The sequence below is a fragment of the Enterobacter sp. 200527-13 genome (assembly GCF_027924865.1).
Taxonomy (GTDB): domain Bacteria; phylum Pseudomonadota; class Gammaproteobacteria; order Enterobacterales; family Enterobacteriaceae; genus Enterobacter; species Enterobacter ludwigii.
In genome coordinates this window covers 434327-452835 of record NZ_BSCM01000003.1, presented here as the reverse complement: position 1 = coordinate 452835, position 18509 = coordinate 434327, and the positions used below count along the sequence as shown (strand labels likewise).

Sequence of the window (18509 nt, the reverse complement as noted above, 5' to 3'; positions counted from 1 at the left end):
TAAAAAATTTGCAAAAACGAAAAGCCACTAAAAGTAAGTGGCTTTTATCGGAGGGGGATTACGCGTAGAGAATGGCCTGTACCCGCCAGTGATCGATGTACTGATCTTCCTGCATCTGGATAATGCGATACCATGAAGCACCCTGCTCATCGGCCTTTAATGCAACGACACGTTCAACGTCCTGCGGGCTCCCCGAAATATTATTCACGGAGATCTGGCCAATTTCATTCAGGCCAGTCACACAATCAGCACTGGCAAATTCAGCTGACTGCGCGGTTGTGCTCACAAGACCTGCTGAGAGCAACAGTGTGGTCAAAGCAAGAGTTCGTTTCATCGTCAGCTCCATTTCACATGTCTCCGGTATCCGCCGGGCAATCCTTCGCGAATAAACTCACTTCCATTGTTGCGGGCATGGAGTTTATTGTGGACAGGAAAGTGTCTATGGACGCAAAGCAGTGTAAATGTCGTTCAAATGAAGACGATCATTGACGATACAGAATGGCCTGTGAGTACCACTGTCCCGTAATGATGGTTTCGTCGATCATAATGATGACGTAATAATCTGCTTTGGCGGCGACGGCTTGTGCCTTTATTGCTTCTTCCGCGTCATCCGGGGAGCCGCGAACCAGCGCAGAGACGGTACCCATACGCTGTAATCCTTCCGTCTGATTACGACGGATTTCCTGCGGGTGATCGGCCACCGGGGGAGCGGGTTGTGGCGTTCCCTGCAGCGCGCTACAGCCACTGAGCAGTAACATCAGCAATAAAGCAGCAAACCTGCGCATAACCATATCTCGTTTCCTGATAGCCATAGTGTAGTTGTCTGTGAATTTAGTTTTGGGGGAATGTTCCCGAAGTGTTAGCTGGGGCGTAATTTTCGAATGAAAATAGCGTGAAATCGTAACCCAGTTCTCAACATTATGAATCATTCATCATTACAGGGTCGACAATGATTGAAATTGAAATACGCCATCTGGGTGATCGTGAAATATTACACGCAACACCTGCCGGAAAACGTGAGGAACCACTGCCTGTTATAGTGTTTTATCATGGGTTTACCTCATCGAAGCTGGTCTACAGCTATTTTGCGGTGGCGCTCGCGCAGGCCGGTTTTCGTGTGGTCATGCCGGATGCACCTGACCACGGCGCACGTTTTACCGGCAACGAACAGGCGCGACTTGGGCAGTTCTGGCACATTTTGCACGGTAGCCTGACCGAGTTTGCCGGGCTGCGCGACGCGCTTTATCAGGCAGGGCTGGTGGCTGATAATCGGCTGGCCGTGGCTGGGGCATCGATGGGCGGGATGGCGGCGCTGGGGATCATGACGCACCATCCAGAAGTGAAGTCAGTGGCTTGTCTGATGGGCTCGGGCTACTTTACCTCTCTGGCGAAGACGCTTTTTCCACCTCAGGCACTCACGGAGGTTGAGGCGGCGCTTGCAGAGTGGGAGGTTACCCGGGCGTTACCGCGTCTGGCCGATCGTCCTTTGCTGTTATGGCATGGTGATGCGGACGATGTGGTTCCACCCGGAGAAACGTTCCGGCTTCAGCAGGCGCTACAGCACGAGGGGCTGGATGGCAACCTGACCTGCCTGTGGGAAGCGGGCGTTCGCCACCGCATTACGCCAACGGCGCTGGACGCCACGGTGGACTTCTTCCGCCAGCACCTTTAAACGCACAGGACGTTGACACCCTGATCTTTCAGTTTCTGGAGGATCTCAGGGTTGGCACCTTTGCCGGTGATCACCATGTCTATCTGTTCAGCACGGCTGAACAGCATTCCTGCGCGTTCGCCCACTTTACTGCTGTCGACCAGCACAACGAGCTTGCCCACCACGTTAAGCATGTTTTGTTCTGCCATGGCGGTCAACATATCGGTTTTGTAGAGGCCATCCGCGGTCAGGCCTTTGCCACTGGTAAACATCCAGTGTCCGGCATAAAGACTGTTTTCGCTGTCCTGCGGGCTGAGCGTAATGGACTGGCTCTTGTTGTACTGGCCGCCCATGATGACCACGCTTTCATGCTCCTGATCGATAAGATAGTTAGCGAGCGGCAAGTAGTTCGTGATGATTTGTACCGGCTTTCCGCACATCTCCCGACCTAACAGAAACGCCGTGGAGCCGCAGTTGATCACCACGCTCTCGCCGGGGTTCACCAGCTGCGATGCCGCTCTGGCAATACGGACTTTTTCATCATGATTTTGCGCCTGATGAATGTTCATCGGCGTCCAGCGTGGACGCTGCTGGCTAATCGCTTCCGCACCGTTGCGGACTTTTTTCAGCTTACCGCTTTCATCCAGCTTATTAATATCCCGCCGCGCTGTTGCCGGGGAAATCCCTAAACGTTCGATCACTTTCTCAACGGTGACAAACCCTGTTTGCGCCAGGAGTTCCAGTAATATTTGATGCCGTTGCGCTTCCGTCATGAGCTATTCCGATAAGAATTGATTTTAAAAGATGATATTTGAAATAGCGTGAAATTACTAAAAGAAATATGAAACCGCCAGACACTCGGGTCTGGCGATGGGCCTTAATAATCAGAGGAATGACTTGAACGGCAGGTCTGGCTCAAGAGTAAAGCAATCATCAAAGCCACGTGGGTAGTGATACTCGAGATTGTCTTTGTCCAGCGGCCAGGTGAACTTGCCTCCTACCTGCCAGATGAACGGCTTAAAGCCATACTTCAGGCGATCTTTTTTCATTTCCCACAGTACGCGTATCTCCTGCGGGTCGGCCTGGAAGTTTGACCAGATATCGTGGTGGAAAGGGATCACTACTTTGGTGTTCAGCGCTTCCGCCATGCGCAGCATATCGGCGCTGGTCATTTTATCTGTAATGCCGCGTGGGTTCTCCCCGTATGAGCCGAGCGCCACATCAATCTGATGCTCATTGCCGTGCTTTGCATAGTAGTTTGAGTAGTGAGAGTCACCGCTGTGGTACAGGGAACCGCCGGGCGTTTTAAACAGGTAGTTCACCGCACGTTCGTCCATACCGTCTGGCAGTACGCCTGCGGCTTTCTGATCGGCCGGAAGAGTAATCAGTGCAGTGCGGTCAAAGGCATCCAGCGCGTGGATCTCAACGTCTTTAATTTTGACCACATCGCCCGGTTTCATGACGATGCAGCGCTCTTTCGGTACGCCCCAGCCGATCCATAAATCCACGCAGGTTTGCGGCCCGATGAACGGTACGTCATCGGCACAGTTTTGCATGACCGCTGCCGCCACGTTGACATCAATATGATCGTTATGATCGTGCGTAGAGAGAACGGCATCGATCTGGCGAATGGCGAACGGATCAAGAACAAACGGTGTGGTACGCAGGTTTGGCTGAAGTTTTTCCACGCCCGCCATGCGTTGCATCTGATGGCCTTTTTTCATCAGCGGGTTACCGTGACTCTGTTTGCCGGTGCCGCACCAGAAATCGACACAAATATTCGCGCCACCTTCTGATTTCAGCCAGATCCCCGTGCACCCCAGCCACCACATTGCAAAGGTACCAGGAGCAACCTGTTCCTGCTCAATCTCTTCATTCAGCCAGCTACCCCATTCCGGGAAAGTGCTCAGAATCCATGATTCACGGGTAATGGTGTTCACTTTACTCATCGTTTTGACTCCTGCTTTAATCAAAAGTAATCAACTGGTGATTTATTGTGATTAATGCTGTCACCATTTCACGCGCATTGCAACGATCAAAATGTGTAATTTTATCTGCCTGACGTCACGGACGCTCTTCTCGCTTCTTGTTATCTTTTACCGTATTAATCATTAATTGCATGAATTATATGGAAATAATTCTATGTGGCATGCCGAAGTGAAAATCATTACTAACACCAGGGAAATAATTTGCGTGATGCGTCACAAATAATCAGATTTAATCTTGTGATGATTATTTGTGATTAATAGAGTGTTGTCACCAACCGCACAGGGATTGCCCCTCGTGTTCTCATTTCTGGAGAGAGTTATGGAGATCCTCTACAACGTCTTTACCGTGTTCTTTAATCAGGTAATGACTAATGCCCCGCTGTTGTTGGGCATCGTGACGTGCCTTGGCTATATCCTGCTGCGTAAAAGCGTCAGCGTTATTATTAAAGGCACCATTAAAACCATCATCGGTTTCATGCTGTTGCAGGCGGGTTCAGGCATTTTGACCGGCACCTTCAAGCCGGTAGTGGCCAAAATGTCGGAAGTCTATGGCATCAACGGCGCCATCTCTGACACCTACGCCTCGATGATGGCCACCATCGATCGCATGGGCGATGCCTACAGCTGGGTAGGGTATGCGGTCCTGCTCGCGCTGGCGCTGAACATCATTTACGTTCTGTTGCGCCGCATTACCGGTATTCGCACCATCATGCTGACTGGCCATATCATGTTCCAGCAGGCAGGGCTGATTGCGGTTTCCTTCTTTATCTTTGGCTACCCAATGTGGACGACCATTATCTGCACCGCGGTGCTGGTCTCGCTCTACTGGGGTATCACCTCCAACATGATGTACAAGCCCACGCAGGACGTCACCGACGGTTGCGGCTTCTCCATCGGCCACCAGCAGCAGTTTGCCTCCTGGATTGCCTATAAAGTCGCGCCGTATCTGGGCAAAAAAGAAGAGAGCGTCGAAGATCTTAAACTGCCGGGCTGGCTGAATATTTTCCACGACAATATCGTTTCTACGGCGATTGTGATGACCCTCTTCTTCGGTGCCATTCTGCTCTCCTTTGGCATTGACGTCGTACAGGCGATGGCGGGTAAAACCCACTGGACTGTCTATATCCTGCAAACAGGTTTCTCTTTCGCGGTGGCGATTTTCATTATCACCCAGGGCGTGCGTATGTTCGTTGCCGAGCTGTCCGAAGCCTTCAACGGTATCTCTCAGCGTCTGATTCCCGGTGCGGTACTGGCGATTGACTGCGCGGCTATCTACAGCTTCGCGCCAAACGCGGTGGTCTGGGGCTTCATGTGGGGCACCATCGGCCAGCTGATTGCGGTGGGTATCCTGGTGGGCTGCGGCTCTTCCATTCTGATCATTCCTGGCTTTATCCCGATGTTCTTCTCCAACGCCACCATCGGCGTCTTTGCGAACCACTTTGGTGGCTGGCGCGCGGCGCTCAAGATCTGCCTGGTGATGGGGATGGTGGAAATCTTCGGGTGTGTGTGGGCGGTCAAGCTCACCGGTATGAGCGCCTGGATGGGCATGGCCGACTGGTCAATTCTGGCACCACCGATGATGCAGGGCTTCGCCTCCGTTGGCCTGATCTTTATGGCTGTCATCATCCTCATTGCTCTGGCTTATATGTTCTTCGCTGGTCGCACTCTGCGGGCTGAAGAAGATGCAGAAAAACAAACAGCAGAAGTTTCTGCTCATTAAGGAGTTTCGATTATGACCGTACGTATCCTGGCTGTGTGTGGCAATGGGCAAGGGAGTTCCATGATCATGAAGATGAAAGTGGACCAGTTTTTAACCCAGTCAAACATCGACCACACGGTGAACAGCTGCGCAGTGGGCGAATACAAAAGTGAACTGAACGGCGCGGACATCATCATCGCCTCTACCCACATCGCCGGTGAGATCACCGTGACAGGCAACAAATATGTGGTAGGCGTGCGCAACATGCTGTCGCCAGCCGACTTTGGGCCAAAGCTGCTGGAAGTGATCAACGCGCATTTCCCACAAGATGTGAAGTAAGGACGCAACATGAAACTACGTGATTCGCTGGCAGAGAACAGCTCCATCCTTTTACAGGCCGACGCCAGCACCTGGCAGGAGGCGGTGAAACTTAGCGTAGATCTGCTGGTAAAAGCCGATGTTGTCGAGCCGCGTTATTACCAGGCCATTCTGGATGGCGTTGCAGAGCACGGCCCTTACTTCGTGATTGCACCAGGGCTGGCGATGCCGCATGGCCGCCCGGAAGAGGGTGTTAAAAAAACCGGCTTTGCGCTGGTTACGCTGAAAACACCACTGGCTTTCAACCACGAAGATAACGACCCGGTCGACATCCTCATCACCATGGCGGCTGTTGATGCCAACACCCACCAGGAGGTGGGCATTATGCAGATCGTGAATCTGTTTGATGATGAGGCCAACTTCGACCGTTTACGCGCCTGCCGCACCGAGCAGGATGTGCTGGATTTAATTGATAACGCCACTGCGGCGGCAGTTTAAGAGGGAATTGAAAATGTCATTACCAATGTTGCAGGTCGCGCTGGATAACCAGACGCTGTCTCACGCTTACGAAACCACCCGCCTGATTGCGGAAGAAGTGGACATCATTGAAGTCGGTACCATTCTATGCGTGGGCGAAGGCGTTCGCGCCGTCCGCGACCTGAAGGCGCTGTATCCGCATAAAATCGTGCTTGCGGATGCCAAGATTGCCGATGCGGGCAAAATTCTTTCCCGTATGTGTTTTGAAGCCAATGCCGACTGGGTCACCGTTATTTGCTGTGCGGATATCAACACGGCTAAAGGTGCGCTGGATGTGGCAAAAGAGTTCAACGGTGATGTGCAGATTGAGCTGACCGGGTTCTGGACCTGGGAGCAGGCGCAGGAGTGGCGTGACGCGGGCATTCAACAGGTGGTTTATCACCGCAGCCGTGATGCGCAGGCCGCTGGGGTAGCGTGGGGGGAAGCGGATATCAGCGCGATTAAGCGTCTGGCCGATATGGGCTTCAAAGTGACCGTGACCGGAGGCCTGGCGCTGGAAGATCTGCCGCTGTTCAAAGGTATCCCAATTCATGTCTTTATCGCAGGCCGTAGCATCCGTGATGCCGCCTCTCCGGTAGAAGCCGCGCGTCAGTTCAAACGCTCAATCGCTCAGCTTTGGGGCTAAGGAGCGGGTATGTTGTCTAAACAAGTCCCGCTCGGCATCTATGAAAAGGCACTCCCTGCGGGGGAGTGCTGGCTGGAGCGGCTGCAACTGGCGAAACAACTCGGCTTCGATTTTGTTGAAATGTCAGTGGATGAGACGGACGAACGCCTGTCTCGCCTGGACTGGAGCCGCGAACAGCGTCTGGCACTGGTTAGCGCCATTGCTGAAACGGGGGTACGTGTGCCTTCCCTGTGCCTCAGCGCCCATCGTCGTTTTCCGCTTGGCAGTGAAGATGATGCTGTGCGTGCTCAGGGGCTGGAGATCATGCGTAAAGCCATTCGCTTTGCCCAGGATGTCGGCATCCGTGTGATCCAGCTGGCGGGGTATGACGTTTACTATCAGGACGCCAATAATGAAACGCGCCGTCGTTTTCGTGACGGCCTGAAAGAGAGCGTCGACATGGCCAGCCGTGCTCAGGTGACGCTGGCGATGGAGATCATGGATTATCCGTTAATGAACTCCATCAGCAAGGCGCTGGGTTACGCGCACTACCTGAATAATCCGTGGTTCCAGCTCTACCCTGATATCGGCAATCTGTCAGCCTGGGATAACGACGTGCAGATGGAACTGCAGGCGGGTATTGGTCATATCGTGGCGGTTCATGTCAAAGATACCCGGCCTGGTGTATTCAAAAATGTTCCGTTCGGCACCGGGGTGGTGGATTTCGAACGGTGCTTCCAGACGCTCAAACAGACAGGGTATTGCGGGCCTTACCTGATTGAGATGTGGAGTGAAACGTCGGACGACCCGGCAGCCGAAGTGGCGAAGGCGCGGGACTGGGTCCGTGAACGTATGGCGCGGGCTGGGTTGATGGAGGCTGAGCATGCATAAGCTTAAGCAGCAGGTCTTTGAGGCCAATATGGATCTACCTCGCTACGGTCTGGTGACGTTTACCTGGGGTAACGTCAGCGCCATCGACCGTGAGCAGGGGCGGGTCGTGATTAAGCCCAGCGGTGTGCCCTATGAGTCCATGACCGCCGACGACATGGTGGTTGTGGATCTTCATGGCAACGTGGTTGACGGAAAGTGGCGTCCTTCTTCTGATACCGCCACCCATCTGGCACTGTATCAGCGTTATCCCTCCCTGGGCGGCGTTGTGCATACACACTCGACTCATGCCACGGCCTGGGCGCAGGCAGGGCTGCCCATTCCGGCTCTTGGCACCACGCATGCAGACTACTTCTTTGGCGATATTCCCTGCACGCGGGCATTAACGCAGGCCGAAGTGGAAGGGGAGTATGAACTCAACACCGGTCGCGTCATTATCGATACGCTGGCTGAGCGTGAGCCGCTGCATACGCCTGGTATTGTGGTGTATCAGCACGGTCCATTCTCGTGGGGAAAAGACGCTCACGATGCCGTGCATAACGCGGTGGTGATGGAGGAAGTGGCGCGAATGGCGTGGATCGCCCGCGGCATCAATCCGCAGCTTCAGGGCATTGATGATTACCTTATGAATAAACATTTCATGCGTAAACATGGGCCCAACGCCTATTACGGGCAGAAGTGAATAAGTGCTCTGGAATACCGAAAAACAGTTGTAACCGGTGGTATTTCAGAGCCATTAGCAAAAAAAAGCCCCCGGGCAGGGGGCAAGTTAAACTATGGCTATGTTCTCTTTGTTGGCTTTCCTGGTGCTAGCGTTAAAGCGTTATCGGTAGATATCTGCACTGGCGTGCATATTGCCGTTGCTGCCGGGCTCACGCATCAGTATGACGTGATAATATTGTGCACTCTGAGCATCGGTCTCTTGATTGAGTGCCTGATCTGCTTCACTTTCAGTGGCGAAATTATGATTGATGTAGATTACGCCTAAGCTCTGCACATCATCCATGTTTTGGGCCTGCCGGCCGTCTATCTTGATGGCTGCCATCGCGTTTGCACTGAGCAAAAGTGCAGCCATTACGGCAAATGCGATTTTTTTCATGATATGCGCTCCACGACTGCGTGCTGTGAAAGGGGGTGTTGCTCTCCTTTTATAAATAAGGTCTCTGATTAAAGTGTAATCACTTATCCGGCGGGGATGCGTGACCATTTCTGATGCTGTTGTTCAAAAAAACAACGCTTCCTGATGTGATTAATTTTAAATCACCCACTTAGACCAGCTTTACGCTTTGTGCGAATTATTTGTGCAATCAGCTTGAGTTTCCAGGGGCGCGCAAGTATTATGACGCGTCAATTTTTCAGCCGACCTTTAACACGTTCCTTGCCTCCCCGGGCCTCGGCTGACCCAGACAGGAGGCTGAATAATCCGTAAGGAGCAATTCGATGCGTCATTACGAAATCGTTTTTATGGTCCATCCTGACCAGAGCGAACAGGTTCCGGGCATGATCGAGCGCTACTCTGCTGCCATCACTGGTGCAGAAGGTACGATCCACCGTCTGGAAGACTGGGGCCGCCGTCAGCTGGCTTACCCGATCAACAAACTGCACAAAGCACACTACGTTCTGATGAACGTTGAAGCGCCGCAGGAAGTGATCGATGAGCTGGAAACTACCTTCCGCTTCAACGATGCCGTTATCCGCAGCATGGTTATGCGTACCAAAAACGCAGTGACCGAAGCATCTCCGATGGTTAAAGCGAAAGACGAGCGCCGTGAGCGTCGCGATGATTTCGCAAACGAAACCGCAGATGATTCTGATGCTGGGGATTCTGAAGAGTAATTTCTGATGACCAACCGTCTGGTGTTGTCCGGTACCGTGTGCAGGACCCCCCTTCGTAAGGTCAGTCCATCAGGAATTCCGCATTGCCAGTTCGTGCTTGAGCATCGTTCTGTGCAAGAGGAAGCCGGCTTTCACCGGCAGGCGTGGTGCCAAATGCCCGTTATTATTAGCGGACACGAAAACCAGGCCATTACTCACAGTATAACGGTCGGTAGCGCAGTAATCGTTCAGGGGTTCATTTCTTGCCACAAGGCAAAGAACGGCCTGAGCAAAATGGTTCTGCATGCCGAGCAGATTGATTTGATAGATTCTGGAGACTAGCCATATGGCACGTTATTTCCGTCGTCGCAAGTTCTGCCGTTTCACCGCGGAAGGCGTTCAAGAGATCGACTATAAAGATATCGCAACGCTGAAAAACTACATCACCGAAAGCGGTAAGATTGTCCCAAGCCGTATCACCGGTACTCGTGCAAAATACCAGCGTCAGCTGGCTCGCGCTATCAAACGCGCTCGCTACCTGTCCCTGCTGCCGTACACTGATCGTCATCAGTAATCGGGCACGGTCCATTAATACGACTTTAAGAGGATAAGGTAATGCAAGTTATTCTGCTTGATAAAGTAGCAAACCTGGGCAGCCTGGGTGATCAGGTAAACGTTAAAGCGGGCTACGCTCGTAACTTCCTGGTTCCACAGGGTAAAGCTGTTCCAGCTACCAAGAAAAACGTAGAGTTTTTCGAAGCACGTCGCGCTGAACTGGAAGCCAAACTGGCTGACGTTCTGGCGGCTGCTAATGCTCGCGCTGAGTCAATCAACGCACTGGGCACTGTTACCATCGTTTCCAAAGCTGGCGACGAAGGTAAACTGTTCGGTTCCATCGGTACCCGCGATATCGCTGATGCAGTAACTGCAGCTGGCGTTAAAGTGGCTAAGAGCGAAGTTCGTCTGCCGAACGGTGTTCTGCGTACCACTGGTGAGCACGAAGTGGACTTCCAGGTTCACAGCGAAGTGTTCGCTAAACTGGTTGTTAACGTTGTAGCTGAGTAATTTTACTCTGCTCACGTCGAAGCGCCGGCCTTGTGCCGGCGTTTTGTTTTTTTTAGGGACCAGGCTCGCGCTTTTAGTGCTTGTAGGGTCGCTATTCCTGGCGCATTCTCTGATAATAAAATGAAACGCAATTTTATTTATGAGATTCGACATGGAAACCGCTCTGCCCACGCCCGTATTTGCCCGTCGAAAGGTGGCCTATGCCTGCGCCACGCTCTGCTGTCTGCTTTGGGGTAGCTCTTACCCGGCCATAAAAAGCGGCTATGAACTCTTCCAGATTGCCACTGATGATATTCCCTCAAAGGTTGTGTTCGCCGGTTACCGTTTTCTGTTTGCGGGTGTGCTGCTGCTTCTCTTTGCGTTAGCACAGCGCAAGCCCATCGGCAGGTTCACGCCCGGGCAGTTTGGGCAATTGACCGTCCTGGGGCTGACGCAGACGAGCATTCAGTACACCTTCTTTTATATCGGACTGGCCTACACGACAGGCGTGAACGGCTCAATCATGAACGCCACCGGCACTTTCTTCAGCGTGCTGCTGGCGCACTTCATCTACCACAACGACAAGCTCAGCTATAACAAAACGCTTGGCTGTATTTTGGGCTTTGCCGGAGTGATGCTGGTTAACTTCCACGGCGGGTTAAGCGAATTCAGCTTCGTCTGGAAGGGAGACGGGTTTGTGGTGCTGGCAGCCTTTATCCTTTCTGCCGCCACGCTTTACGGAAAACGCATCTCCCAGACCGTCGACCCGACAGTAATGACCGGCTGGCAGCTCGCTATCGGCGGCGCGGCGCTGGTGGCGGGTGGCTATCTCACGGGAGGGACGCTGGAAGTGCATAGCATGACGGCCGTCGCGGTGCTGGGGTATCTGACGTTACTCTCTTCGGTAGCGTTTGCCCTCTGGAGCGCGCTGTTGAAAGTGAACCGCGTAAGTATGATTGCCCCGTTCAACTTTGTGATCCCCGTTGCCGGGACGGTGCTGTCCGCCATTTTCCTCGGTGAAAACATTCTGGACATCAAATATGCGATTGCGCTGGTGCTGGTCTGCTCGGGGATTTGGTGGGTCAATAAGCGGAGTCACTAAGAAGGGCATTGCCGGGGGGCTGGCTCGCCTTACCCGGCCTGAACATTAACGTGCTCTGATAAAACTGCCGTCAGGCTGGCGGGTAAACAGCACCTGCTGGCCATTTCCCGTATCAATCGTGAGCCCGGTGACGACGCCGCTGGCATTCTGACGTATCTGCACCAGCTGGCCGTTCTGCAAATTACTGAGCGGCTTGCCCGCGCCTTCCACCTGCGCCATGGCATACACATCGGTTGGCGGCAGATTGTGGTCGCGGAACAGCTGCGCAAGGGTTTTACCCGGCTCTACGCGATAGGAACGCCACTGCTGCTCAATGCCGGTTGGCTGCTGAGTCTGTGGTTCTGCCGGGGCCGCTGCCTGTTCCTGTTCATCCTGAATGGGTTCCGGTTCAACAGGCGCAACCTGTCCCGGATCGTTCGTCGGAGTGACCAGTTGCGTCTGCACAGGCTGGGTGTCAGGCTGCGGTCGCGTTTGCGACTGAATATCCAGCTGGGCATTGCGGGTCACCGTCGCGGTGTCGGCGTCATCGCCACCGGAAGGAAGCAGGAAGCCCACGATCACCATCAGCGCGCCAATGATGATCCCTCTGCGATGCAGAGGCGGCAGCGGGTCCATGATGCGAAAATTGTCCGGCGCCTGCCAGATTTTCGCCAGGGTAGGTTTCAGTTCAAATCGCCCGGGCATGGCTCTCCTCCTGCTCCGCGTCTTTTTTATCCTGTGCTCCGAAGTATAGTTTGCTAACTGCCTGAACGGCGTAGCAAACCCGACATCCGTGACATTCGTTCGGGATTAATCCTGGTTCTCTCTATTGTTTCTGTTTCGTCGCGGTTTGTCACCTTAACTTCAGACAAAGTTTTACCCATAAGGGCATGGCTGATATGCTGCCCGCTACTTTAAATGTGATGGAAGGAAAACCCATGACCACCCCGACTTTTGACACTATCGAAGCGCAGGCAAGTTACGGTATCGGCTTGCAGGTAGGACAGCAGCTGAGCGAATCCGGCCTGGAAGGTCTGTTACCCGAAGCGCTGGTGGCGGGTATCGCTGATGCGCTGGAAGGCAACAACCCGGCGGTTCCGGTTGATGTTGTGCACCGTGCGCTGCGTGAAATCCACGAACGTGCTGACGCCGTGCGTCGCGCGCGTTTCGAAGAGATGGCTGCAGAAGGCGTGAAATATCTGGAAGAGAACCGTGAGCGTGAAGGCGTGAACAGCACTGAGTCTGGCCTGCAGTTCCGCGTGATCAACCAGGGCGACGGCGCAATCCCGGCGCGTACTGACCACGTTCGCGTGCACTACACCGGTAAACTGATCGACGGTACGGTGTTCGACAGCTCTGTAGCACGTGGCGAACCGGCTGAATTCCCGGTTAACGGCGTTATCGCGGGCTGGATCGAAGCGCTGACCCTGATGCCAGTGGGTTCCAAATGGGAACTGACTATCCCGCACAACCTGGCGTACGGCGAGCGTGGCGCTGGTGCGTCCATCCCGCCATTCAGCACCCTGGTGTTTGAAGTCGAGCTGCTGGAAATTCTGTAATCAGCTTTTCTTATTTCCTCTCTCCTTCGGGGGAGAGGAATATAGTGATAAAACCTATAGTTACGACGGAATCAACATTTTATCTTGCAAACGAAACTGTTGCGTGTATTTTTGTGAGCTGTTTCGCGTTGTATGAGTGATATGACACTCACTTTAAACATATTATTAACATAATATCCAAATCATAGTATTCATCCCGCCGATTCTTACCTAATATCGATGAGTCCTTTCATGGGGACCGTTATTTTTTTGACGTATTTAAAGGCCAGAAGAGCCTTAACAACACAGACAGGCATAAACAGGAAAATATCACATGGTAGATCAGGTTAAAGTCGTCGCCGACGAAGAGGCGTCGTCTGAACAGTCGCTACGGCGCAATCTCACAAACCGTCATATTCAGCTCATTGCCATCGGGGGTGCCATCGGTACCGGGCTGTTTATGGGGTCAGGTAAAACCATCAGTCTTGCCGGGCCGTCGATCATTTTCGTTTATATGATCATCGGTTTTATGCTCTTCTTCGTGATGCGTGCAATGGGTGAATTGCTGCTCTCGAACCTCGAATACAAGTCCTTTAGCGATTTCGCTTCCGACCTGCTTGGCCCCTGGGCGGGCTACTTCACCGGCTGGACCTACTGGTTCTGCTGGGTGGTGACCGGCATGGCGGATGTGGTCGCCATCACGGCCTACGCGCAGTTCTGGTTCCCTGGGTTATCGGACTGGGTGGCCTCGCTGGCGGTGATTGTTCTGCTGCTGAGCCTTAACCTCGCCACCGTTAAAATGTTCGGTGAGATGGAGTTCTGGTTTGCGATGATCAAAATCGTGGCGATTATCGCCCTGATTGTTGTCGGCCTGGTGATGGTACTGACGCACTTCCAGTCTCCAACCGGCGTTCAGGCTTCGTTCGCGCATCTGTGGAATGACGGCGGCTGGTTCCCGAAAGGCATCAGCGGCTTCTTTGCCGGTTTCCAGATTGCGGTGTTTGCCTTTGTGGGGATTGAGCTGGTCGGTACCACGGCGGCGGAAACTAAAGATCCGGAGAAATCCCTGCCGCGCGCGATTAACTCCATCCCGATTCGTATCATTATGTTCTACGTCTTCGCGCTGATTATCATCATGTCCGTGACGCCGTGGAGCTCCGTTGTACCGACCAAGAGCCCGTTCGTTGAGCTGTTTGTACTGGTTGGACTGCCTGCGGCCGCAAGCCTGATTAACTTCGTGGTGCTGACCTCCGCGGCCTCTTCGGCCAACAGTGGGGTGTTCTCTACCAGCCGTATGCTGTTTGGTCTGGCACAGGAAGGGGTTGCGCCACGCGCGTTTGCCAAACTGTCTAAGCGTGCGGTGCCGGCGAAAGGGCTGACTTTCTCCTGTATCTGCCTGCTGGGCGGTGTGGTGATGCTCTACGTGAACCCGAGTGTGATCGGTGCGTTTACCATGATCACCACGGTCTCTGCGATCCTGTTCATGTTCGTCTGGACCATCATCCTGTGTTCTTACCTGGTGTACCGCAAACAGCGTCCACACCTGCATGAAAAATCGATCTACAAAATGCCGCTGGGCAAGCTGATGTGCTGGGTGTGCATGGCGTTCTTCGTCTTCGTGCTGGTTCTGCTGACGCTGGAAGACGATACCCGTCAGGCGTTAATCGTCACGCCGCTGTGGTTCATCGCGCTGGGGCTGGGATGGTTATTTATCGGTAAGAAACGTATGGCAGGCATGCGTTAATAAAAAAAGGCCACAGATGCTGTGGCCGAATGATAACCTCAGGAAGGCGCTCTCGGGCGCCTTTTTTTATTCACCTGCGAGGGCACGCGGGAACAGGACGTTATTCTCAAGACTGATGTGCTCCATCAGGTCGTCGATCATCTCGTTAATGCCGTTGTACATCGCTTTCCACGTGGTGCACGCCTCTGGTGGCGGTGTAACGTTATGGGTAGTGTGTTTAATCACTTCCAGCAGTTCGCCTGCATCATCATGTTCGCTTTCCATGACGCTGATGGGCCCCATCGCCTGGCCGCCCATACCCTGTTTGATCATCGGGAAGAGGATTTGCTCCTCTTTCATCATGTGGCTGGAAAGCTCTTCGTGAAGCAGGGTCAGGTATTTCGCCAGACCGCGCGGTACGGAAGGTTTGTCGGCGTGAACGCGCTCCACTTTTGTCGCCTGCAGGATCAGTTCAGGCAGTTGTTCACGGTGACGGTCGTGAAAACGCACAATGATATGGTCGATGATGTCGGCAAGGGCTGCAGTGCGCCAGTCTTTCTCAATAGGCTGCTCAGCCAGTTGCGCCAGCTCCGCTTCAATGAGCCCCACATCCAGCTCTTTACGCGAGGCGGCACGTGCCAGGGTTTGCTTACCGCCACAGCAGTAATCCATATCGTATTTACGAAACAGCGCGGACGCGCGCGGGATGGAGAGCGCCAGCTCGCCAAGGGGTTGGTCGCGGAAGGCCATAGCAGTTACCTCGTCATCAATAATATAAAGTGCATTTTAAATACATCTTTTAGGCGGTGCTATAACCCTTTAGAGGGAAGGGGCAAAGTGAGAACCAGATCACAAAAAAATAATGCCTTTTAACTTCCTGAATGAATGCAGGAAATTACTTTAGAAAGTTTTTTAACGTGGGGGAACAGTAAACAACTCGCCGTGCCTGCCGATATATCCACGTCAGACAAACCTGCATATAAAAAAGGCAACGCATGTTTAAACGTATAAAAGTCATTACCCTTCTTATTTCGGTGCTGCTTGTGCTCGGCATCATGCAAGTCATTTCCGCCGGCATTTTTATCAACGCGCTGAATAACGACAAAGATAACTTCACCGTCTCGCAGCTCTCAAGCCAGAATGTCGCCGAGTTTACCGATGCATGGATCAGCCTCAACCAGGCCCGCGTCACCCTGAACCGCGGCATGCTGCGTCTGCAAAGCAGCATGGCGTCTCAGATTAACGGCGGCCAGTTGAATGAACTGGTGAACACGGCGAAGAACCTGTTGGCGGATGCGCAGTCCCATTACGATAAATACTACGCGTTGCCTAATACTCCGGGTCTGGACGAGAATCTGGCTAACCGTCTGGAAGAGCAGTACCGCATTTACTCCGCCACGCTGACGCAAATGAACGTCCTGCTGGGCCAGGGCAATCTGGAAGATATGTTCAAGCAGAATGCGGAGCAGAAACAGACCGCGATGCAGAACGTGTACCGTGAATGGCGTGAAGCGCAGGCCGTCCTCACGGACAGAGGAATTAAAGATAACGAAAACGATTATAAACGTATCCTGTGGATCCTCTCCGCGGTCATGCTGCTGGTGATTGCCGTGATCGTCTCCAGCTGGATTGCGATGCGCCGCGTTCTGCTGCTGCCGCTGCAGGATGTGATCGGCCATATCCGCGCCATTGCCGCAGGGGATTTGACCCAGCCGATTCAGGCAGAGGGTAAGAATGAAATGGCAATCCTGACGCGCAACGTTCAGGAGATGCAAACCTCGCTGGCAAACACGGTGGGCGTGGTGCGTGAAGGTGCAGACACCATTTACACCGGTGCAGGGGAAATCTCTGCGGGCAGCAACGACCTCTCTTCCCGTACCGAGCAGCAGGCCGCCTCTCTGGAAGAGACGGCTGCCAGCATGGAACAACTGACCGCCACGGTAAAACAAAACGCCGATAACGCACGTCAGGCTTCCCGTCTGGCGCTCGATGCCTCCTCAACCGCGAAGAAGGGCGGTAACGTGGTAGAGGGTGTGGTGCGCACCATGGACGACATTGCGACCAGTTCCAGCAAAATTGCGCAAATTACCAACGTAATCGACGGCATTGCCTTCCAGACCAACATCCTGGCGCTGAACGCGGCGGTGGAAGCCGCGCGTGCAGGCGAGCAGGGCCGTGGCTTTGCGGTGGTCGCAGGTGAGGTGCGTACCCTGGCCCAGCGTAGCGCTCAGGCGGCAAAAGAGATTAAAGCGCTGATCGACGATTCCGGCGAGCGCGTGAATGCCGGCTCACAGCTGGTAAACGAAGCCGGGGCGACGATGGCGGAGATCGTGAATGCGGTCACCCGCGTGACCGACATCATGGGCGAGATTGCCTCTGCCTCTGACGAGCAGAGCCGCGGTATCGATCAGGTAGGTCAGGCGGTGGCCGAGATGGATCGCGTGACCCAGCAGAACGCCTCGCTGGTAGAGGAGTCTGCGGCAGCGGCGGCCGCGCTGGAAGATCAGGCGGCACGCCTGAACGAAGCGGTGGCGGTGTTTAAAATTACCCGCAACCCGGTGGTCAACGCCGCGCCGGTGAAAAGCTACACTCCAGCGGCTAAACCTGTCGCGGCGACGTCTGAAGCGAACTGGGAAACGTTTTAACTCTCTGAAGCCGGAACGACCATCGGTTTTTCCGGCTTTGCTCTCACCGCCATCACGACCCCAACGACCAGCAATATAATCCCGCAGGCGGTTAACAGCGGCGGTACGCTCTGGCGCATCAGGAAGGTGTAAAGCAGCCCGGCCAGCGTTTCGAATACAATCAGCGGCCCTAAAATCACCGTCGGCAGCTTCTGGCTGGCGATATTCCAGCACAGCGCGCCCACCCATGAGCAGAGCACCGCAATCGCCAGCATCAGCCCGACGAAGACCCACGGTCTCGGTCCGAACGGTTGAGCGAAATCCGGTTGCTGGTGGCCTAACCAGAGACAGCCTCCCACATAGCCTATAAGCGAAACCGGGAGCGTGACCAACGCCTGAGCCGTCGCCCACATCATCGGGTGTTTATCCGGGTTTTCCCGCAGCCAGCGCGCGTTGCGCAGGGCATACCACGCCCAGCACACCACGGAAACGAATGCCAGCAGGATGCCAGAACCGTAACGCAACAGCGAGAAGTCCTCCAGCCCATGCTGCAGCTCGGCAATGTTGACGCAGACCAGCCCCACGGCGGTACACACCAACGCTGGTACCATTTTTGACCACGCCAGTTTCCCGTCGCGGTGGCTGTAAAGCAGGTTAGCGAAGACCGGGATCACCACGGGCAGCGTACCGATAATCATGGTAGATACCGGTGCACCGGTTCGCTGAATGGCGCTCGCCAGGCAAACATAATAGATAAGGTTGCCCATCATGGTCAGCGCCAGCGCGGTGAACCAGTCCTGTCGGCCGAGCTGACGCAAACGTGCACGACCGAGCCACGCCAGCGGGAGAGCAATCAGTCCCAGTGCCAGATAACGTCCGGTCGACTGCAGTATTGCCGGGTACTCCGGCACGATCAGCGGGCCGACAAAGATCAGTCCCCACATCAGACCCGCAAGCAGGGCATACAACACACCACTAATCATTTTTCCATCCACATCG

Annotated in this window: 23 protein-coding genes; 15 read left to right on the top strand and 8 right to left on the bottom strand. The window is 54.0% G+C overall.

The genetic code is table 11. From position 1 onward, the window contains the following. Positions 1 to 58 precede the first annotated feature (58 nt). Together yjfN and bsmA are read right to left on the bottom strand one after the other, a co-directional pair. Positions 59 to 334, bottom strand: coding sequence for a DUF1471 family protease activator YjfN (gene yjfN / locus QMG44_RS14265; RefSeq protein ID WP_025206250.1), 276 nt, complete (start codon positions 332 to 334; stop codon positions 59 to 61). A gap of 148 nt (positions 335 to 482) precedes the next feature. Next, entirely contained in the window at positions 483 to 812 is a 330-nt protein-coding gene (gene bsmA / locus QMG44_RS14260; RefSeq protein ID WP_025206249.1) for a biofilm peroxide resistance protein BsmA, read from the bottom strand. A 137-nt stretch (positions 813 to 949) separates the two neighbouring features. Here bsmA and yjfP point away from each other — a divergent pair, with 137 nt between their 5' ends. Further along, positions 950 to 1672, top strand: a complete 723-nt coding sequence (yjfP, locus tag QMG44_RS14255; RefSeq protein ID WP_025206248.1) for an esterase — start codon at positions 950 to 952, stop codon at positions 1670 to 1672. Here the strand turns inward: yjfP and ulaR are convergent. Together ulaR and ulaG are read right to left on the bottom strand one after the other, a co-directional pair. Next, the gene (gene ulaR, locus QMG44_RS14250) at positions 1669 to 2424 is read right to left on the bottom strand and encodes an HTH-type transcriptional regulator UlaR (RefSeq protein ID WP_014168326.1); all 756 of its coding nucleotides are present in this window, start codon (positions 2422 to 2424) and stop codon (positions 1669 to 1671) included. The two genes, yjfP and ulaR, sit on opposite strands and share 4 nt — an antisense overlap. Positions 2425 to 2535: 111 nt before the next feature. Next, positions 2536 to 3600, bottom strand: coding sequence for an L-ascorbate 6-phosphate lactonase (gene ulaG, locus QMG44_RS14245; RefSeq protein ID WP_020882936.1), 1065 nt, complete (start codon positions 3598 to 3600; stop codon positions 2536 to 2538). Between the two features lie 358 nt (positions 3601 to 3958). On the opposite strand from ulaG, the gene ulaA reads away from it, so the two are divergent. From ulaA to QMG44_RS14215, 6 genes are read left to right on the top strand one after another with little or no spacing between them, the layout of a single operon-like run. After that, positions 3959 to 5359: a PTS ascorbate transporter subunit IIC gene (gene ulaA, locus QMG44_RS14240; RefSeq protein WP_020882935.1), complete on the top strand. Its 1401-nt coding sequence runs from the start codon at positions 3959 to 3961 to the stop codon at positions 5357 to 5359. Positions 5360 to 5371: 12 nt separating this feature from the next. After that, entirely contained in the window at positions 5372 to 5677 is a 306-nt protein-coding gene (gene ulaB, locus QMG44_RS14235) for a PTS ascorbate transporter subunit IIB (protein ID WP_014168329.1), read from the top strand. 9 nt (positions 5678 to 5686) lie between these two features. After that, positions 5687 to 6154 carry a PTS ascorbate transporter subunit IIA gene (gene ulaC, locus QMG44_RS14230; RefSeq protein ID WP_014168330.1) on the top strand — a complete coding sequence of 156 codons (468 nt, stop codon included), beginning with the start codon at positions 5687 to 5689 and terminating at the stop codon, positions 6152 to 6154. A 13-nt stretch (positions 6155 to 6167) separates the two neighbouring features. After that, positions 6168 to 6818: a 3-keto-L-gulonate-6-phosphate decarboxylase UlaD gene (gene ulaD, locus QMG44_RS14225; RefSeq protein ID WP_008502901.1), complete on the top strand. Its 651-nt coding sequence runs from the start codon at positions 6168 to 6170 to the stop codon at positions 6816 to 6818. Between the two features lie 9 nt (positions 6819 to 6827). Next, a complete protein-coding gene (locus QMG44_RS14220) occupies positions 6828 to 7688 on the top strand; it encodes an L-ribulose-5-phosphate 3-epimerase (protein ID WP_014168332.1) in 861 nt (286 codons plus the stop codon). After that, complete coding sequence (locus tag QMG44_RS14215; RefSeq protein WP_032679424.1) at positions 7681 to 8367, top strand: L-ribulose-5-phosphate 4-epimerase; 687 nt, start codon at positions 7681 to 7683, stop codon at positions 8365 to 8367. Before QMG44_RS14220 ends, QMG44_RS14215 begins: the two co-directional genes overlap by 8 nt. Positions 8368 to 8508: 141 nt before the next feature. On the opposite strand, the gene yjfY is transcribed toward QMG44_RS14215, so the two are convergent. Continuing rightward, positions 8509 to 8784: a DUF1471 family protein YjfY gene (yjfY, locus tag QMG44_RS14210; RefSeq protein WP_086533158.1), complete on the bottom strand. Its 276-nt coding sequence runs from the start codon at positions 8782 to 8784 to the stop codon at positions 8509 to 8511. Between the two features lie 341 nt (positions 8785 to 9125). Here yjfY and rpsF point away from each other — a divergent pair, with 341 nt between their 5' ends. From rpsF to QMG44_RS14185, 5 genes are all read left to right on the top strand, one after another. Beyond that, positions 9126 to 9521, top strand: coding sequence for a 30S ribosomal protein S6 (gene rpsF, locus QMG44_RS14205; RefSeq protein WP_014068637.1), 396 nt, complete (start codon positions 9126 to 9128; stop codon positions 9519 to 9521). A gap of 6 nt (positions 9522 to 9527) precedes the next feature. Further along, a complete protein-coding gene (gene priB, locus QMG44_RS14200; RefSeq protein ID WP_014068638.1) occupies positions 9528 to 9842 on the top strand; it encodes a primosomal replication protein N in 315 nt (104 codons plus the stop codon). Positions 9843 to 9846: 4 nt separating this feature from the next. After that, positions 9847 to 10074, top strand: a complete 228-nt coding sequence (rpsR, locus tag QMG44_RS14195) for a 30S ribosomal protein S18 (protein ID WP_000135199.1) — start codon at positions 9847 to 9849, stop codon at positions 10072 to 10074. A gap of 41 nt (positions 10075 to 10115) precedes the next feature. Further along, on the top strand, positions 10116 to 10565 hold the full coding sequence (gene rplI, locus QMG44_RS14190; RefSeq protein ID WP_014168334.1) for a 50S ribosomal protein L9: 450 nt from the start codon (positions 10116 to 10118) through the stop codon (positions 10563 to 10565). Between the two features lie 151 nt (positions 10566 to 10716). After that, positions 10717 to 11646 carry a DMT family transporter gene (locus tag QMG44_RS14185; RefSeq protein ID WP_025205818.1) on the top strand — a complete coding sequence of 310 codons (930 nt, stop codon included), beginning with the start codon at positions 10717 to 10719 and terminating at the stop codon, positions 11644 to 11646. A 45-nt stretch (positions 11647 to 11691) separates the two neighbouring features. Here the strand turns inward: QMG44_RS14185 and QMG44_RS14180 are convergent, their stop codons facing one another. Beyond that, on the bottom strand, positions 11692 to 12330 hold the full coding sequence (locus tag QMG44_RS14180) for an OapA family protein (protein ID WP_086533159.1): 639 nt from the start codon (positions 12328 to 12330) through the stop codon (positions 11692 to 11694). Between the two features lie 233 nt (positions 12331 to 12563). On the opposite strand from QMG44_RS14180, the gene fklB reads away from it, so the two are divergent. Beyond that, positions 12564 to 13184: an FKBP-type peptidyl-prolyl cis-trans isomerase gene (gene fklB / locus QMG44_RS14175; protein ID WP_025205816.1), complete on the top strand. Its 621-nt coding sequence runs from the start codon at positions 12564 to 12566 to the stop codon at positions 13182 to 13184. 313 nt (positions 13185 to 13497) lie between these two features. Continuing rightward, positions 13498 to 14907: a D-serine/D-alanine/glycine transporter gene (cycA, locus tag QMG44_RS14170; protein WP_014168338.1), complete on the top strand. Its 1410-nt coding sequence runs from the start codon at positions 13498 to 13500 to the stop codon at positions 14905 to 14907. A gap of 66 nt (positions 14908 to 14973) precedes the next feature. On the opposite strand, the gene ytfE is transcribed toward cycA, so the two are convergent. Then, a complete protein-coding gene (ytfE, locus tag QMG44_RS14165) occupies positions 14974 to 15636 on the bottom strand; it encodes an iron-sulfur cluster repair protein YtfE (protein ID WP_047954951.1) in 663 nt (220 codons plus the stop codon). Positions 15637 to 15881: 245 nt separating this feature from the next. Here ytfE and QMG44_RS14160 point away from each other — a divergent pair, with 245 nt between their 5' ends. Then, positions 15882 to 17531 carry a methyl-accepting chemotaxis protein gene (locus tag QMG44_RS14160; protein ID WP_086533160.1) on the top strand — a complete coding sequence of 550 codons (1650 nt, stop codon included), beginning with the start codon at positions 15882 to 15884 and terminating at the stop codon, positions 17529 to 17531. Here the strand turns inward: QMG44_RS14160 and QMG44_RS14155 are convergent. After that, complete coding sequence (locus QMG44_RS14155; RefSeq protein WP_086533161.1) at positions 17528 to 18493, bottom strand: DMT family transporter; 966 nt, start codon at positions 18491 to 18493, stop codon at positions 17528 to 17530. The two genes, QMG44_RS14160 and QMG44_RS14155, sit on opposite strands and share 4 nt — an antisense overlap. Between the last annotated feature and the right edge of the window lie 16 nt (positions 18494 to 18509).

Bases quoted from the DNA above. Each gene is read 5' to 3' on its own strand.
- ulaB (WP_014168329.1), top strand. From the start codon at position 5,372: ATGACCGTACGTATCCTGGCTGTGTGTGGCAATGGGCAAGGGAGTTCC.
- rplI (WP_014168334.1), top strand. From the start codon at position 10,116: ATGCAAGTTATTCTGCTTGATAAAGTAGCAAACCTGGGCAGCCTGGGT.
- cycA (WP_014168338.1), top strand. From the start codon at position 13,498: ATGGTAGATCAGGTTAAAGTCGTCGCCGACGAAGAGGCGTCGTCTGAA.
- QMG44_RS14185 (WP_025205818.1), top strand. From the start codon at position 10,717: ATGGAAACCGCTCTGCCCACGCCCGTATTTGCCCGTCGAAAGGTGGCC.
- rpsR (WP_000135199.1), top strand. From the start codon at position 9,847: ATGGCACGTTATTTCCGTCGTCGCAAGTTCTGCCGTTTCACCGCGGAA.
- ulaA (WP_020882935.1), top strand. From the start codon at position 3,959: ATGGAGATCCTCTACAACGTCTTTACCGTGTTCTTTAATCAGGTAATG.
- priB (WP_014068638.1), top strand. From the start codon at position 9,528: ATGACCAACCGTCTGGTGTTGTCCGGTACCGTGTGCAGGACCCCCCTT.
- QMG44_RS14215 (WP_032679424.1), top strand. From the start codon at position 7,681: ATGCATAAGCTTAAGCAGCAGGTCTTTGAGGCCAATATGGATCTACCT.
- QMG44_RS14155 (WP_086533161.1), bottom strand. From the start codon at position 18,493: ATGATTAGTGGTGTGTTGTATGCCCTGCTTGCGGGTCTGATGTGGGGA.
- QMG44_RS14180 (WP_086533159.1), bottom strand. From the start codon at position 12,330: ATGCCCGGGCGATTTGAACTGAAACCTACCCTGGCGAAAATCTGGCAG.
- ulaC (WP_014168330.1), top strand. From the start codon at position 5,687: ATGAAACTACGTGATTCGCTGGCAGAGAACAGCTCCATCCTTTTACAG.
- ulaD (WP_008502901.1), top strand. From the start codon at position 6,168: ATGTCATTACCAATGTTGCAGGTCGCGCTGGATAACCAGACGCTGTCT.
- bsmA (WP_025206249.1), bottom strand. From the start codon at position 812: ATGGCTATCAGGAAACGAGATATGGTTATGCGCAGGTTTGCTGCTTTA.
- ulaR (WP_014168326.1), bottom strand. From the start codon at position 2,424: ATGACGGAAGCGCAACGGCATCAAATATTACTGGAACTCCTGGCGCAA.
- QMG44_RS14220 (WP_014168332.1), top strand. From the start codon at position 6,828: ATGTTGTCTAAACAAGTCCCGCTCGGCATCTATGAAAAGGCACTCCCT.
- yjfP (WP_025206248.1), top strand. From the start codon at position 950: ATGATTGAAATTGAAATACGCCATCTGGGTGATCGTGAAATATTACAC.
- ytfE (WP_047954951.1), bottom strand. From the start codon at position 15,636: ATGGCCTTCCGCGACCAACCCCTTGGCGAGCTGGCGCTCTCCATCCCG.
- yjfY (WP_086533158.1), bottom strand. From the start codon at position 8,784: ATGAAAAAAATCGCATTTGCCGTAATGGCTGCACTTTTGCTCAGTGCA.
- QMG44_RS14160 (WP_086533160.1), top strand. From the start codon at position 15,882: ATGTTTAAACGTATAAAAGTCATTACCCTTCTTATTTCGGTGCTGCTT.
- rpsF (WP_014068637.1), top strand. From the start codon at position 9,126: ATGCGTCATTACGAAATCGTTTTTATGGTCCATCCTGACCAGAGCGAA.
- fklB (WP_025205816.1), top strand. From the start codon at position 12,564: ATGACCACCCCGACTTTTGACACTATCGAAGCGCAGGCAAGTTACGGT.
- ulaG (WP_020882936.1), bottom strand. From the start codon at position 3,600: ATGAGTAAAGTGAACACCATTACCCGTGAATCATGGATTCTGAGCACT.
- yjfN (WP_025206250.1), bottom strand. From the start codon at position 334: ATGAAACGAACTCTTGCTTTGACCACACTGTTGCTCTCAGCAGGTCTT.